The organism is Micromonospora sp. NPDC006766 (assembly GCF_040636055.1).
GTDB lineage: Bacteria > Actinomycetota > Actinomycetes > Mycobacteriales > Micromonosporaceae > Micromonospora.
Genome location: NZ_JBEYIX010000014.1, coordinates 82,990 through 98,332, shown reverse-complemented (window position 1 = coordinate 98,332; position 15,343 = coordinate 82,990). Strand labels below are relative to the sequence as shown.

The following is a 15,343-nucleotide window of genomic DNA, read 5'->3' as shown; positions in this document are numbered from 1 at the left end:
TTGGTTGCTGGTTGCCGACGTTTCACGCTGTCGTGTGCCCCGTGTGTGCTCCAAGCCCGAGGAGCGGTACTTCCTCCAACGGCGGAAGCCCGCCCCGATCATTACCCCGGCCACCGCACCCAACATCCCTTCGTTGAAGGGCCCTGGCAGCTCGACGTATCCCAAGGCGACCATGAGTCCGGTCCCTGCCGTCATCACGCCCGCTGTTAGCAAGGCAAGGTGGAAGGAGAAGGCCCGCACCCCACCAGTAGAGCAGGCCATCACAACCCCTGCTCTTACAAGCTGCGCACCACCGCCTGGGCCTCGCCCCGACAGTCCGATGTGCGCGATGCCATCCGCAACTGATTTGTAGGCCTACCCTGCTGACTGTTCGAGCACCGCCTTCTCGCCGGCCCGCACGGCGAACGGCAGTACGTTGCCCGGGGGCGGCAGCGGGCAGACGAAGGCGTCGGAGAACGCACACGGCGGCAGGGTGACCCGGTTGAAGTCCAGCGTCACCGGGCCCGCCGCTGCCGGCAGGGGCAGGAACAGGAAGCGGGCCGCGCCGTAGCTCTCCCGTCCGCTGGTGGCGTCGCGGAAGGAGATGTGCGCTTTACCCTCGTGGCCGGTGTACAGCGCGACCAACTCGGCGTGCTGGCCGTCGACGGTGAAGGTGAACGTGCCGACGACCGGGTAGTCCGCCAGCCGGTCGGCGTGGCTGTGCTCGGTGCGCAGCGTCTGGTCGGCGTCGGCCGGGGTGAAGTCGGCGGTCACCACCCAGGCCGGGTCGGGGGCGTACGCGTCGATGCCGGCGAACCGGCGCACCGCCGGCGCGTGCGGGTCGTACGTCCGTACCGCCAGGTCGCCGCCGCGCTCGATGATCTTCAGCTCGATGTCGCCCACCATGAGCCGCTGGTCGGGGCGCAGCCGACCCTCGGCGGCCGGTACGCCGTCGACGAGCAGGCCGTCGGCGTCGGACACCCGCACGTCGGTTCCGTCGGTATGCCAGGTGCCGGGGATTCCGTCGATTCGCGTCGGCCCCGTCAGCCAGTGGGTGCCGGTCAGCGTGAGGTCACCGCCCGGCGCCGAGACGACCGCCTCGCGCTCGGCGTGCCAGAGCTGCCATTGATCGGCAAAGGTCACGGTTCCTCCATCAGGTCGGGCGGCAGTTGCGGGATGGCCGCCAGCAGGGCGCGGGTGTAGTCGTGGGCGGGGTTGGTCAGCACGTCCACGGTCGGGCCGCGTTCGACGACGCGGCCGTGGCGCATGACGAGCACCTCCGGGCAGAGCTGGCTGACGATCGCCAGGTCGTGCGAGACCAGCACCAGCGTGAGGCCGAGCCGGTCGACGAGATCCTTCAGCAGGTCGATGATCTGCAGGCGGACCGAGACGTCGAGGGCGCTGACGGGCTCGTCGGCGAGCAGGACCCGCGGGGCCGGCGCGAGCGCCCGCGCGATGGCGATGCGCTGGCGCTGGCCGCCGGAGAACTCGTGCGGGTAGCGCCGCCCGTCTTCCGGGCGCAGCCCCACCGAGGTGAGCACCTCGGCGACGCGCTCGGCGCGGGCCGCGCGGTTCGCGCCGATGTGCAGGGAACGCAGTGGCTCGGCGACGATCGACGCGACGGACATGCGGGGGTTCAGCGACGAGCGGGGGTCCTGGAAGACGACCTGGACCTGCCGGCGGAACTCGCGCTGTCGGACCCGGTCGAGGGGCTGGCCGGCGAAGCGGACCTCGCCGGAGGTGGGGCGGTCCACGCCGAGCAGCTGCCGCAGCAGGGTCGACTTCCCGGCGCCCGACTCGCCGACGATGCCGAGGCTGGTCCCCGCCCGTACGGTGACGTCCACCTGGTCGAGCGCCAGGTGGGTGCGGCCGGGGAATCGTCGGGTGAGCTGGTGTCCGCTGAGAATCGGATCGTTCACTGCTTCTTCTCCTCGCGCGCGGCGGGGCGGGCCAGCCGGGTCACCGTTGCGGCGCTCGCGACGAGCTGCCGGGCGTAGCCGGAGCGGGGCCGGCGCAGCACGTCGTCGACCGGGCCGGATTCGACCAGCCGGCCGTTGCGCATGACCAGGAGGTGGCGGGCAAGTCCGGCGACGACCGGCAGGTCGTGGCTGATGAACAGCAGCCCCACGCCGGTCTCAGCGATCAGCTCGTCGAGCAGGGCGAGGATCTGCGCCTGCACGGTCACGTCCAGCGCGGTGGTCGGCTCGTCGGCGATGAGGATCCGAGGCCGGCACGCGAGGGCCATCGCCAGGGCCACCCGCTGTCGTTGGCCGCCGGATAGCTCGTGCGGCAGCGCCCGGACGAGTCGTGCCGGGTCGGGCAGGTGCACCCGGTCGCACCACTCGATCGCGCGGCGTTCGGCGTCGCTGCGGTTGAGGCCCTGATGCAGTCGCAGCGGGCCGGCGATCTGGCGGCCGACCGGCATCAGCGGGTCCAGGGCGGTCTGGGGCTCCTGGAACACGATGCTGGCGGTACGGCCGCGTACTCGCTGCCACTGCCGGTCCGGTGCGCCGAGGTGGTCCTGGCCGTCGATGAGGATGCGGCCGCTCGTGCGCATGCCGGGCGGCAGCAGTCCCAGCAGCGCCAGTGCGGTGAGGGATTTGCCGGAGCCGGATTCGCCGATGAGGCCGATTCGGTCGTGTGCGGCGAGGCCGAACGAGACGTCGTGCACGAGCGGTTGCCCGTCGAGGGTGACGGTCAGCCCGCTGGTCTCCAGGATGGTCATCGTTGAGCGGCCCGTCTCTCCTGGCGTAGCTGCGGGTCGAGGACTTCCCGCAGGCCGTCGCCGAGCAGGTTGATCCCGACGACCGTGACGGCGACGGCGAGGCCGGGCAGCAGGACGTTCCACGGGGCCACGCTTACCGTCGACTGCGCCTCCTGGAGCATGCGGCCCCAGGACGGCGCGGGCGGCGGTGTGCCGAGCCCCAGGTACGACAGCGACGCCTCGGCGATGACGGCGACGCCGAAGGCGAGGGTGGCCTGCACGAGCAGGGTGGGCCAGATGTTGGGCAGGACGTGCCGGACCAGGATCATCAGTGGCCTGGTGCCACAGGTGCGCGCGGCGAGGACGTAGTCCTGGGTGAACACCCGACTCGCCGAGATCCGGGTCAGTCGGGCCACCTCGGCGGAGACGCCGATCCCGATCGCGCTGATCGCCACCGCTGTCGACGCGCCGTACACGGTGACCAGCAGCATCGCCAGCAGCAGGGTCGGGAAGGCGATCACGATGTCGATCACTGCGATGACGGCGTTCTCGACGAACCGGCCGGTGGACGCCGCGAGCAGACCGAGCGGGACGCCGATGGCGAACGCCACCGCGACCGAGGCCAGCCCGATCCACACGGCGGTGCGCGCACCGAGCATCAGCTGGGTGAACTGGTCACGGCCCAGCCGGTCGGTGCCCGCCCAGTGCTGTGCGGACGGGCCCGTCAGCCGGGCTGCCGGGTCGGTGTGGTCCAGCGCGTACGGGGACCAGAGCAGCGACCCCAGCGCCAGGGCGAGGACCGTCAGCAGCAGCGCCGCGCCGACCACGAGCGAGGGCGAGCGCCAGCCGGGGCGTCGCCGGGTGGCGGGTGCCGTGACCGTGTCGACCGCCTCGACCACCGGGGTGCTCATGCCCGTGCTCGCAGTCTGGGGTCGACCAGCCGCTGCACGAGGTCCACGACGAGCCCCACGACCAGCACGGTCGCCGTCATGAGGAAGACCGCGCCCTGCACGATCGGCAGGTCGCGGGCCTTCACGCTGGTCAGCAGCAGCGAGCCCAGGCCGGGCAGGGCGAAGACGCTCTCGATGACCACGGTGCCCAGCAGGGAGCTGGCCAGCAGGATGCCCAGGATCTGGATCACGGCCGCCGCGCCGTTGCGTGGTCCGTGTCGCCACAGCGCCCGCGGCAGGCTGTATCCGAGGGAGCGGGCGGTGCGCACGTACTCTTGGCTGAGCACGTCGAGCGTCGCCGAGCGTACGTAGCGCACCAGCACCGATCCCTGCGCGATCGTCAGCGTCGCCACCGGCAGGACCAGCGACTGGATCGCGGCCCCCGGCTCCTGCCAGCCGGTGCGGGGGAACCCGCCCGGCGGCAGCGCCCGCCACTGGACCGCGACGAGCCAGACCACCACGATCCCGATCCAGAAGATGGGCAGCGCGATCCCCAGCTGCGTCAGCGTCGAGACCGCCACCCCGAGCAGACCGCGTCGCCGTACCGCCGCGAACACCCCGATGGGTACGGCCACGACGATCGACAGCACGAACGCGCTCAGCGCCAGCGGTACGGTGACCGGGAGCCGGCCGACGATCTGGTCGAGCACCGGCGTCTGGGTGAACAGGCTGTTCCCCAGGTTTCCGGTCACCAGGTCGCCCAGCCAGTGGCCGTACTGCGTCAGCACCGGCCGGTCGGTGCCGAGTTGGTGCCGGATCGTACTGATCTGGTCCGGGGAGGACCCGACCGCCAGCAGTGTGACGGCCGGGTCACCCGGCAGGACCCGGAGCAGGAAGAACACCGCCGAGCCCGCGACGAACAGCGAGCCGAGCAGCCAGGCGACCCGGCGGGCGAGGTAGCCGAGCACTGCTTGTCGGCTAGCGTTTGGTGATCGGCGCGACATAGAAGCTGTCCGTGGTGTTGTTCTTCTGGTACCCGCTGACCGAGGTGCTGGCGACCTTGATGGCGGGGTCGAGGAACAGCCAGGCGCTCGCCGCGTCCTCGGAGATCTGCCGGGCCACCTTCTTCAGCAGGGCGGTCTGCTCGTCGGGCGTCGCGGCGGTCTCGGAGTCCTTGACCCACTGCTGCACCTGCGGGTTGTCGTACTGCCAGTAGAAGTTCGGGTCGCCGTACCAGACCAGGTCGCGCTGGTTGACGTGGTCCATGAGGGTGGCCTGGAAGTTGTGGTTCTTGTAGACCTTGTCGGTCCAGGTCGCGTCGTCGACCGGGTTCAGCGTGATGGTGATGCCGGCCTGGGCGAGCTGGCTCTTCAGCCCCTGCGCGATGATGTTCATCGCGTCCGACGGCACGTAGTCGACGGTGAAGGACAGCCCGTTCGCGTACCCGGCCTGGGCCAGCAGCTGCTTGGCGCCGGTCACGTTGTGGTCGTCGATGCTGGTCAGGTCCTCGTACCAGGGGTCGGTGGGCGGCACCATCGAGCCGATGATCTGGCCCCGGTCGGCCCACACCGCGGTCAGTAGCGCCTTGCGGTCGATGGCCTGCCGGATGGCGTGCCGCACGTCGGGGTTGTTGAACGGGGCGATGGCGTCGTTGAAGTTGAACAGCTCCTTCGTCGTCGACGTGCCTTCGACGACGGTGAACTCGGGCCGATTGTCGAACTGGGTGAGCATGTCCGGCGAGGTGACCTGGGTCACCAGGTCGAGCTGGCCGGCGAGCAGCGCGTTGTTCTCGGCGGTGGCGTCCGTGAAGAAGCGGTACACCACCTGCTTGTTGCTGGCCTTCGTGCCCCAGTACGTGTCGTTGCGGGTGAGGGTGATGGAGTCACCCTGCTTCCAGGAGGTCACGGTGTACGGGCCGGTGCCGATCACCGTCGTGTCCGGGTTGCCGGCGTCGGGCTTGGTGACGGCCGCGCCGGTGCTGGTGAGGTAGAACAGGAACGACTGCGACGGCGTCGACAGGGTGACCGTGACCGTGCCGTCGTCCGGCGCCTCGATCGTCTTCATGATCGAGAGGTTCTTCTTGCGGGCGCTGGTCGACTCGTCGGACGTCACCCGCTTGAGCGCGGCCACCACGTCGCCGGCCGTCAGCGGGGTGCCGTCGGAGAACGTCACGCCGGGCTGCAGGTGGAAGGTGTACGCCGTGCCGTCCGGCGACACGTCCCACGACTTGGCCAGCAGGGGCTCGACCTTGCCCTCGTCGGTCAGCACGGTGAGCCCCTCGACGACGTTGCGCAGCAGCACCTGGGCGTGGCCGGTGTTGCCGCCCTTGACCGTGTTGAGCGTCGTCGGCTCGCTCAGCGAACCGACCGTGATCGTCGCGTCGGGGTCGACGGCGCCCGTCGCCCCGGGGCTCGTCGACGAGCCGCAGGAGGCGAGCAGCACCGCGGCGGTGACGGTGACGGCGAGCGCGCCGAGCGGGCGCAACCGGCGGGCGAGGGGTAGGCCGGTCGGGGGCCGGTGCGTAGTCATGTGCTTACTCCAGGCAGACGGAACCCGCGTCGCGCGGGCGCGGAGACGCGGTGAGGTGAAGTGCCAAAATAGGGAGGAATCAGACGTTGTCGACGGCGGGCGGGCATCCTGGCGCGAAAGCCACGGGCGCAAGCCGGGGTGTCAGAGCGTCAACAACCGCAGATACGGTGCGCGGCGACGACACGGACCGCGAGCGGGGTCCGGTCCAACGACGGCACAGTGTTCACGCAGGTCACGGTACATGATCAGCTGAGTGGCGGGCCAAGTCGGCCGCTCGTGTCCTTGGCCACAGATCAACGGCACCGTCGACAGTGGATGAGAAATGGGTACGATGCCGGTCGTACCGCAGAGGTGGCCCACGGTCCGACAAACCCTTCGATAGGAGCCTGGCATGGCTGGCCCGAGTGTCGAACTCGCCGCGGAGATCCAGTCCGACGTGCCGCACGCGGCGCGGATCTGGAACTACTGGATGGGCGGCAAGGACAACTTCAAGGCCGACCGGGCGGCCGGTGACGCCGTGGCCGAGGTCTACCCGGAGATCGTCGTCATGGCGCAGCAGTCGCGCCGGTTCCTGGTGCGGGCCGTGCGGTTTCTGGCCGCCGAGGCGGGCATCCGGCAGTTCCTGGACATCGGCACCGGGCTGCCCACGATGCAGAACACCCACGCGGTCGCCCAGGAGGTCGCGCCCGAGTCACGGATCGTCTACGTGGACAACGACCCGATGGTCCTCGTGCACGCCCGGGCTCTGCTCACCAGCAGGACCTCCGAAGGCGTCACCACGTACGTGCCCGCCGACTACCACGACCCGGAGAGGATTCTCGCCGAGGCGGCGCGCACGCTGGACTTCGACCAGCCGATCGCCGTGATGTTCATGGGTGTGCTGGGCTACGAGCCCGACCTGGACGTGGTGCGCTCGATCGTCCAGCGAACGATGGACGCCACCACGTCCGGCAGCCACCTGGTGCTGTGGGACGGCACCAACACCAGCCCGGCGGTGGTCGCCGGCGCCCGGCGGCTGGCCGAGAGCGGCGGTGTCCCGTACCTCCTGCGCAGCCCGGAGGAGCTCGCCACCTGTTTCGCGGGGCTCACGATGGTGGAGCCCGGCCTGGTTCCCATTCCGCTGTGGCGCCCGGACGACGCCGACGCGGAGGGAATCGACGCGTACGGTGCCGTAGCCCGCAAGCCCTGAGGCCACGCCGACCGGTGTTCGCTGAACGCGCCGATCGGGAGCTGATCCCGATCGGCGCGCCGCGGCCTGCGGGTGGCGGTATCAGCCGAGGTGCCGGGCGAAAAACCGCAGCGTGCTGTCCATCTCGAAGGCCGGAATCTCCCCGTGCTTGCCGGGGTTGGCGTGCAGCGTCTTCTCGGCCGAGGCCAGAGCATCGAACAGCGCCAGGCCCTGGGCTGCGGTACCCGCTCGTCGTCCCACTGCAGCCTGGGCAACACCATGACCCATGAGGCATCGGAGCAGTGGGACAAGCCGCCGAGGAAGAGCCCTTGCCCCTTTCCGCTACATGAGTAGAGTTAACGGTCATGCGGCGTAACCGACCCTTGTCCACGCAGGCGATCAGCGTCCTGCGAGCGTTGGCGGCCGACCCGTCGCGGTGGCGCTACGGCTACGACCTGGCCACCGAGGTCCACCTGAAGTCCGGCTCCCTGTATCCGATCCTGGTCCGCCTGGCCGACCGCAGCCTGCTGGAGGCGACCTGGGAACCCGGCCCGGAGGGCCGGCCACCCCGTCACCTCTACCGGCTCACCGGGGCCGGCCGGGAATATCTGGCGGGACTTCCCGCCGCCGCCCGGGCCGACCGCAGCGCGCCGCGCCCCAACCTGCGTCTGAGCGAGGCGTCATGCCACTGTTCTGCATTTTCGTGATAGGCATCGCGGTGGCCCTGATCCGCCGCCGCCTCCTGGCCGCCGCGGGCGACCCGGTCTTGAGCCAGGACGCTCCGGCCCGGCTGCTGGGCTGGGCCGTCGGCCTGCTCGCGGCGGAGCGGGAGCCGTGGGGCCAGGCGATGATCGGCGAGTTGGACCGTCTCGACGGCCGGGCGCAACGGTGGCGTTTCGCCCTCGGCTGTGTCGCTGCCGCCGTAATCATGCCGCCCTGGGGGCGAGCCGCCGCCGCCCTCGGGGCGCTGATGGCGGTCGCGGCCGGCGCCGCCGGGCTCACCCTCTACACGCACGTCCACTACCGGCTTCATGCCGACGGCTGGACCTGGGCGGGGGCGTCGGTCCTGCTGCTGGTCCTGATCGGCTACATCCTTGGCGGCAGCGCGCTGCTGCGCCGCCCAGGGGTGGCCGCTCCCGGACTGGTCGGCGGCCTGCTCGTCGCGGCGACCTGGCTGGCGGTCGGCGGGTTCACCTTCAGTCGATGGCTCAACTCACTCTGGTCGCATGGGTGGTTGCTGATCCTGGCGCCCATCGTGGTCGGGGTGGGCGGCACATTGTGGGGCGGCAGCGCCGCCGTCGGCCGACGCGCCGCACGGCTGGCTGCCGTGACCGCCGCCCTGAGCATCTACCTGTACGGGGTCCTCGCCGTCGCGGTCCTCGGCGCAGCCGGACATGATCCGAGCGACGGCTGGACGCCCGCCCAGGTCATCGACGACAACCTCGGCGACCAGGCCACGTTCTACCTGATGGCGCTGCCCCTGATGACCGCGACCATCGGGTGGGCCGCCGCGGCGAGCACCGCCCGGCTGCGCCACGCCCGGCCGACCATCGCAACGCCGGGCGCGCCGCCGACCGCACCAGGTGCTGACCCAACGCTGACCGGGGCGCTCGGCACCACAAGGCCTGAACCGCAGCCCACGCGGGAAGACCACCCGATACCCGCCCGCCCCCAGCTCGGTGGCGGCGTGCCCGGCGCGACCCCCGCCGCGATGACCCGTCAACGCCGAACCTGGTATCTCCTGATGCTGTGCGCGGCGCTGGCAGCGGCGGCGTTCCTCGTCTTCCTCGCGTTCCTGAGGCACTGACGATCAGGACGACAGGTTGGTGCCGGCGCCGATCCACGCCGCGGCTCGCCTGAATCGTTCCCGGTGTACCAGGTGCCACGACAGGTGCCGAAGGTCCGCGGGGTGGTACGGGGACGGTGGTGGTGCGACCGGCCGGGCCGCTCATCGGGCGGCCCGGCCGGCCGTGTCATGCGTCTACCACCAGCCGTGACGCCGGCCGTACAGACCAGCCACACCGACGGCGCAGCCGGCCCAACCCGTACGGACCCAGCCGCCGCCGCCCCAGAGCTTCAACGGCCCCTTCTTGATCCGCTCGCCGCCCATCGCGATTCCGCCGAGACCGACGCAAGCCCTGATGTACCGCGGGGCCCTCTTTTTGATCCTCTTGCCCCAGGCCTTCAACCCCCTGCCGAGCTGGCACAACGACGAGCAGAAGGACCACTTGCCGTCGAGATCCAGCTTGTTGCCGGGATCGGCACAGGTGTACTCGTAGCGGCCGCAGCTGCCGCCCGCCACCGGGTCGACCTGGAGGAAGCGTCCGGTGACGGGGTTGTAGAGGCGCACCCCCATCAGCATGATGCCGCTGGTCGCGTCGGCAGCGCGCTGGTAGGCGCCGAGCCAGCCGTAGCGTTGCTCGCCGAGCTTGGTCGGGTCCAGCGGGATGCCGTACTCCGTAGCCTCACCCGTGCTGCTCAGGCCGGCGTCGTTGCCGTCGATGGTGGCGACCACGTCGCCGTGCAGGTTGGTGATCTGCCATTCGACCAGGCCGGTGCCGCTGTCGCGGATACCGGCCACATCGCTGAGCCCGTGGACGATCCGGGTGTAGAGGCCCGGCGCTTCGTCGGTCCAAGCGGGGCTGTCCTCGTCGCCGTCGTAATGGTTGGTCAGGGTGACGACGTCGTCGGAGAGGTTGTCGGTCCAGGAGCGGACCCGTTCGCCGTCGACGTCGAACAGGTAGTCGGTGGTGCGTCCGTCCTGCGTGACGGTGTCAACCCGGTCGTTGGCATGGTAGGTGATGGTCGCCTTACCGCCGGCCGGGTTGCCGGTGTCGACGGCCGGCACGGTGATCGTCCGGCCGAGCGTGTCGTAGGCGTAGCCGGCGGTGTTGACCCGCTCCGCGGTGTCGTAACTCCAGGTTTGTGAGTAAGCCGCGGTGCCGCTCTGGCAGCCGCCGTTGGACGCCGGGGCGTACTCGGCCAACCCGGTGCGGTTGCTGGTCGGGTCGTAGGTGTACGTCCGGGTGGTGCAACGTTCTCCGAGGTAGTTGCGGACCTGGGCCAGCCGGCCGGCCTGGTCGTAGGTGTATTCCTGGGAGGACAGGGTGGAGTTGTGCACCCGTACCTGGTTGTGGGCCGAGCTCTTGGTCGACTCGCGGTAGAGGGTGCAGTCCGCGGTGCCACAGCCGGTCTTGGTGTACGACCGTCCGACCTCCGTGCCGCTGTTGTCGTACTCCCGGTTGACCACGACACGGTTGGGCCAGGTTTCCGAGACCAGTTTGCCGTCCGCGTTGTAGGTGCCGGTGAACACCCCGGCCTGGCTGTCGTTCACCGAGGTGAGCAGGCCGCGCCGCTCGGTGCCTCCGTCGTAGGTGTAGGTGCGGGTGGCCTTGCCGTCGTTGCTGGTCGCCACCTGGCCGAGCAGGTCGTACGTGGTGGTCGACCGGTTGCCGTCGGCGTCGGTGTACGACGTCAGGCGGCCGAGGGTGTCGTACTGGCGGATGACCTGCGCGGTGACCAGGCCGCCGATGATCGACTGGCTGCGCACCAGCTTGCCGGTGGCCGGGTCGTAGACGCTGCGCTGCACCGGGATTGTCGTGCCCGGGCCGGCGACCGTGACCTCATACTGCTGGCCCGCGCTGTCGTAGGTCGTGGTGGTGGTCCGCAGCGTGCCGGCGCTGGTCTTGTCGGTGACCACCCGCCGCTGGTTGAACATGTCGTAGGTGGTCACGGTGGCCGGTACCTCCGGCCCGCTGGCGGCCTGCCCGCCCGGCTGCCTCCGGCACGGCAGGTTCGCCCACTCCGGCCGCAGGTCACACTCCGGGTAGCCGGAACCGGCGGTGGCCCGGTAGTTGATGATGCGGGTGGTGGCCGGCGTGTTCATGCTGGTGCCGCCGGCCGGATTGGTGTTCATGACCTCCAATCCGGTGCCGACGTCGTAGTAGGTACGGGTCGCCTGGCCCAGCCCACCCGGATCCACGGTGGACATGGTGGGCTGACGCAGCGACCAGTCGTACTTGGTGGTCGTCGTCCGCAGCTCGGCGTCGACCTCGGCGCCCTTGGCGTCCCAGTAACGCACCACGGCCTTCTCCGTGGTGACCAGGTCGTAGGCGGTGCCGACCGGCGCGCCCTCGTCATAGGTGTTGAGCGTCACCGGTCGGCCGCGTACCGTGCTGCCGTTGCCGAGCGTCACGTCCCGTTCGGGGTTGAGCGTGTACAGCAACCGCTTCCCGTCAGCGCTGTAGACATTGCGGGTGGAATAGGCCGCGGCGAGTGCCGCCTCCCGTGCCGCGTCGTCGTTGGGCTGGTCGGCGAGCGCGGCGGCCCGGTTGGCGGCGGTCAGCGACCCGACCGTGTTGCCGAACTCGTCGTACCAGCTGGCGGTGAGGTGTCCGCCCGGCGCGGCGGCGTTGACCTGGCGCGCGTTGGCGTCCAGGTAGGTCACCGTGGCGCATTCCCACGACGACGGCAGGGCACCGGTCACCGGGTTACCGTTCGGTATCTGGTTGGCCGGGAAGATCGCCGTCGCGTCGGTCGGTGCCTCCGGCTGACCCCAGCGGGCGGTCTGCGCCGGCGACAGGTCGTTCGGCGCGCCCGAACCCGACAGCGGCACCTTGTAGACGACAGTGCTGGTGGCGGTACCGGCGGACAACGCCGACCGGGTCACCTTGTGCAACCGGCCCGCGCCCGGGTCACCCGGGATCGTGGTGTAGCTGAACTGCCACTGCTCCTCGCCGGAGGGCTTGACCGTGGCCAGCACCCCGTCGGAGTGGTAGCTGTAGGTGTCCCACCGGTGCCGGGTCGCACCTGCGTCGACCCAGTCCGCGCGGGGATTCCACGACGCCCGCAGGCGGCCCGCGTTGTCGTACGCGTACCGGGCCACCGCCACCGTACGCAGGGCTGGTTTGGACAGGTCCGGGTCCCAGGCGACGAAGGAGATCTCCCTGACCCGGCCAAGGTAGTCGCCCCAACTGGTCTCGGTGGTGCCGGTGGCCGTGGTGGTGGTGGCGTAGCTGAAGGTCAGCGCCCGGCAGCCCCGGGTCAGGGTGGCGCAGTTGACCCCGTCCGGCACCGGCGCCAGCATCCGGGTCGGCCGGACGACCTCGGCCCCGTTGACGGTCGTCCGCTCCCACTGGTAGGTGGTGGTCTGGTTGCTGCCCGGCGTCGTCACGGAGGTGGGTGCGTACCTGCCGGCCGCGGCCCCGGTGATCCGGGTGAAGTTCACCGTCGTGCCGTTCTGGTCCGACAGGGTGTAGGTGTCGGTGGCGCTGCTGTAGGCCAGGCCCAGCTCCTCCGCCCCGATCTCCGGGTCAAAGACGGTGGCGGTCCGCTTGGTGAAGCCGATGGTGTCGCCGTCCGGCGTGCCGACCTGCGCGAGCGACCCGAACACCGTCAGCGAGGTGTAGGGGGCGTCGGCCTCCTCGACGGCCAGCCCGGATACCCAACCAGGGCCGAACATGTTCGCCCCGTCCGTCTCGGTTGACCGGCGGGTGTTGTAGCTGCGACTCACGGTCAGGTCGCTGCCGTAGGAGTTCACCGACACGTCGGTGTTGGACAGGGTGAAGTTGCCGGTGATCAGGTTCACCTCGCCCGCACCGAGCCTCTCGCTCGCCGCCGACGCCTGATTCCGGTCAAAGGTCATCTTCACCGGCGCCGAGTTGGCCGCGGCACCGCCGACGAAGGCGCCGCGCACCTGCAGCGGCCCGTCACGGGCGATCGACTGGGCGTCCACTGCGGCGAGGGTGGCCTCCACGTTCCAGTTCAACTTCGGGAACTGCCCACCGCCGCTGGTCGACAGCGGCCAGGTCACCGCCCCTCCCCCGGCCGCGAGCGTGACGTGCCCGGCCGGAATGTTCACCCACGCGTCGCTGTCGCCGCGCCGCCACTGGTAGGTCACCCCGGTCGCGGTGGACCTGCCCACCCCGCTGATCGCCGTCTTCGCCGCGGTGATGTCACCGGTCCTCGGGCCGGTCACCGCGCCGCCACCGACCGAGAACGCGTAGGCGCGGATCGGCGACCTGTTGCCGGCCCGGTCCCGGGAACGCACGTACAGGGTGTGCGGACCGTCTGACGCCGGGATGATCGATACGCTGGCGGAGCCGCCCAGGCTCGCCCCGTTCACCGCTTGATTCGGCGGGTTGACGTCCAACCCGTACTCGTAGGCGGCGACGTCACCGACGCCGGCTGCGCCGAACGTGAAACCACCGGCGGTGCCGGCTCCGCCGGCCCAGTCCCCGGCCGGGTACACCGTCGACGACACCGTCGGCGCGACCGCGGGCGCCTCCGTGTCGACCGTGAACTCACACCAGGCCGACCACGAGCCGGTCGTCGACCCGTCGCTGCCGCGGACCCGCCACGCGTACGAGTTGCCCTCGACCAACACGCCGTAGGGCACCGTGGTCGACAACCACGACCCGGACGCGCCCGGCCCCTCCGTGGCCGAGCCGATCAACGATCCGCCCACCGCGTGCCACTCGAAGGTGGCGTACACCGACGCCGCCGCAGAATCGGTGATCTGCGCCCGCAGCTGCGGGGCGAGGGTCGAAATGTACGGGCGCTGCGCCCCGGTGGCGCACACCGTCGTCGGCGCGGTCGTCATCGCGGTCACCTGCGGCCCCGACTGGTAGGTGATAGTCACCGACGGCGGGTGGGCGCCCTCCTTGGAGTTGAACCGCTTCCAGGTGTAGCTGTCGGTCTCACTCGTGGCCCGGATACCGATGGTCGTCTTGTCCAGGCGCCCGGTCGAGGTGGTCTGGAACGCGCCGGTGACCGGGATCGTCACCCAGCCGGCTGCGCAGGCGCTGCTGTAGCCCTTCGTCTGCGTCGAGGTGCCGATCTGCTGCACCCAGGTCGGCTGCGACGTCCACCGCACCGAGCTGGTGACGTCACCGACCCGCCACGCCTGCCACTCCCGGGCGGTGCACGAGTACGAGTGGTGTTCCCACAGGCTCAGCGTCGCCGACTGCACCTGCTTGCCCCACAACCAGCTCATGTTGTCGAACCGGAGGAACGACCGCGCCTTGTCCGTCCCGCTGTTGTAGGTGCCCAGCTTCAACTCGGTCGTCGTCGACTGATCCGTCGTGAACGTGTTCTGCACGAACGTGTCGAAATTCGGCCCGATCGACTGCGACGGGTCGATCGTCACCGGGTACACCGTCGACCCGTCGGTCAGGAACTTCGCGTCCGGCGTCAGCATCAGCCCGGCCCGGTCGCCCTCGCCGTCCAGCCGGGTGTCCACCCGCGCCCGCCGCACGTGTTCACCCGAGGCCGGGTCCACCTGCGCGTCCCACATCACTGCCGGCAGCTCACCGACCCGCGCCGCGGTCGCCTTCCCGCCCGACGGGTGCCACGGCATCCGCAGCTGCCGCACCTGCGCCGCGGCCTTGCGGTCCTTCACCACCAACAGCTGCTCAAACCCGGTACGCGTCGCCGACACGACCAGGTCGACACCCGGCCGCACCTCCGGATACGTCGCCTTCGCCCCCTCCAACACCGGCGCCGGCAGCGCGCCCGACCAGCCCAACGTCGACCGCTGCCCCGCCGCGCCCAGCGACACCAGGACGTGCTCGCCCGGTCCCGCCGACCCGGCCAGCGTCAACCCGGCCGGGTGCGCCCTGGGCGCCACCGAGCCGTCCGCCCTGCGCTGCAGGGTCAGATCGACGTCCACCCAGTCACCTTCGTCGTCGCGCATCCGCACCGGCCCGGTGCTGAGCGTCGCCTCCACCGACCCGGACGGCAACGCCCAGAACTCGGTCGTCTCCGTTGTCAGGCCGCTGATCAAGACCCGCTTGCCGGTCATCCGTGCCGTCACCACGGCCGCCGCCTCGTCGGGGCGCTCCAACGGCCCCGCCAGTTGCTGCGCCTGGGTCACCGGCGGCTTCGCCTCTGCCGGGCGTGAGACCACGCCGGCCAGCAGCGAGCTCACCATCGTCGCGGACAGGCCGACCGCCAGCCCGTAGCCGATCCGGCCCGTCGGCAACTGACCGAGTCGGACTCCTGGTCTCCGTCCGCGTGCGCGAAATCTCATCACGGCCTCCCCCTCGGGCGCAGCCGATGGCGCATCAATGCCAT

10 protein-coding genes and 1 pseudogene are annotated in these 15,343 nt (G+C 70.6%); 3 read left to right on the top strand and 8 right to left on the bottom strand.

All coding sequences use genetic code 11. From position 1 onward, the window contains the following. Positions 1-354: 354 nt before the first annotated feature. Genes ABZ671_RS15540 through ABZ671_RS15515 form a run of 6 tightly spaced genes read right to left on the bottom strand, consistent with a single transcriptional unit; the run spans position 355 to position 6,102 of the window. A complete protein-coding gene (locus tag ABZ671_RS15540) occupies positions 355-1,122 on the bottom strand; it encodes a DUF1684 domain-containing protein (protein WP_357857383.1) in 768 nt (255 codons plus the stop codon). Next, positions 1,119-1,898, bottom strand: coding sequence for an ATP-binding cassette domain-containing protein (locus ABZ671_RS15535; protein ID WP_357857380.1), 780 nt, complete (start codon positions 1,896-1,898; stop codon positions 1,119-1,121). The genes ABZ671_RS15540 and ABZ671_RS15535 overlap by 4 nt, the downstream gene beginning before the upstream one ends. After that, positions 1,895-2,704, bottom strand: coding sequence for an ABC transporter ATP-binding protein (locus ABZ671_RS15530; RefSeq protein WP_357857377.1), 810 nt, complete (start codon positions 2,702-2,704; stop codon positions 1,895-1,897). The genes ABZ671_RS15535 and ABZ671_RS15530 overlap by 4 nt, the downstream gene beginning before the upstream one ends. After that, positions 2,701-3,594, bottom strand: a complete 894-nt coding sequence (locus ABZ671_RS15525) for an ABC transporter permease (protein ID WP_357857373.1) — start codon at positions 3,592-3,594, stop codon at positions 2,701-2,703. The genes ABZ671_RS15530 and ABZ671_RS15525 overlap by 4 nt, the downstream gene beginning before the upstream one ends. Further along, positions 3,591-4,541, bottom strand: a complete 951-nt coding sequence (locus ABZ671_RS15520; protein WP_357857370.1) for an ABC transporter permease — start codon at positions 4,539-4,541, stop codon at positions 3,591-3,593. Before ABZ671_RS15520 ends, ABZ671_RS15525 begins: the two co-directional genes overlap by 4 nt. 10 nt (positions 4,542-4,551) lie before the next feature. Continuing rightward, positions 4,552-6,102, bottom strand: coding sequence for an ABC transporter substrate-binding protein (locus tag ABZ671_RS15515; protein WP_357857367.1), 1,551 nt, complete (start codon positions 6,100-6,102; stop codon positions 4,552-4,554). 391 nt (positions 6,103-6,493) lie between these two features. Here ABZ671_RS15515 and ABZ671_RS15510 point away from each other — a divergent pair, with 391 nt between their 5' ends. Next, positions 6,494-7,291: an SAM-dependent methyltransferase gene (locus ABZ671_RS15510; RefSeq protein ID WP_357857364.1), complete on the top strand. Its 798-nt coding sequence runs from the start codon at positions 6,494-6,496 to the stop codon at positions 7,289-7,291. An 81-nt stretch (positions 7,292-7,372) separates the two neighbouring features. Here ABZ671_RS15510 and ABZ671_RS15505 read toward each other — a convergent pair. Next, a pseudogene (locus ABZ671_RS15505) lies at positions 7,373-7,536 on the bottom strand (alpha/beta hydrolase); the annotation flags it as partial. Between the two features lie 99 nt (positions 7,537-7,635). Between ABZ671_RS15505 and ABZ671_RS15500 the strand changes: the two are divergent. Both ABZ671_RS15500 and ABZ671_RS15495 read left to right on the top strand, forming a co-directional pair. Then, positions 7,636-7,977 (top strand): PadR family transcriptional regulator, encoded by a 342-nt coding sequence (locus tag ABZ671_RS15500; RefSeq protein WP_357857361.1) that lies wholly within the window; start codon positions 7,636-7,638, stop codon positions 7,975-7,977. After that, positions 7,953-9,077: a hypothetical protein gene (locus ABZ671_RS15495; protein WP_357857358.1), complete on the top strand. Its 1,125-nt coding sequence runs from the start codon at positions 7,953-7,955 to the stop codon at positions 9,075-9,077. Before ABZ671_RS15500 ends, ABZ671_RS15495 begins: the two co-directional genes overlap by 25 nt. 174 nt (positions 9,078-9,251) lie before the next feature. Here ABZ671_RS15495 and ABZ671_RS15490 read toward each other — a convergent pair whose 3' ends face one another. Continuing rightward, positions 9,252-15,251 carry a DNRLRE domain-containing protein gene (locus tag ABZ671_RS15490; RefSeq protein WP_357857355.1) on the bottom strand — a complete coding sequence of 2,000 codons (6,000 nt, stop codon included), beginning with the start codon at positions 15,249-15,251 and terminating at the stop codon, positions 9,252-9,254. Positions 15,252-15,343 lie beyond the last annotated feature (92 nt).

Coding starts and splice junctions, on each gene's coding strand:
- ABZ671_RS15530 (WP_357857377.1), bottom strand. CDS start 2,704: ATGACCATCCTGGAGACCAGCGGGCTGACCGTCACCCTCGACGGGCAA.
- ABZ671_RS15525 (WP_357857373.1), bottom strand. CDS start 3,594: ATGAGCACCCCGGTGGTCGAGGCGGTCGACACGGTCACGGCACCCGCC.
- ABZ671_RS15515 (WP_357857367.1), bottom strand. CDS start 6,102: ATGACTACGCACCGGCCCCCGACCGGCCTACCCCTCGCCCGCCGGTTG.
- ABZ671_RS15510 (WP_357857364.1), top strand. CDS start 6,494: ATGGCTGGCCCGAGTGTCGAACTCGCCGCGGAGATCCAGTCCGACGTG.
- ABZ671_RS15500 (WP_357857361.1), top strand. CDS start 7,636: ATGCGGCGTAACCGACCCTTGTCCACGCAGGCGATCAGCGTCCTGCGA.
- ABZ671_RS15495 (WP_357857358.1), top strand. CDS start 7,953: ATGCCACTGTTCTGCATTTTCGTGATAGGCATCGCGGTGGCCCTGATC.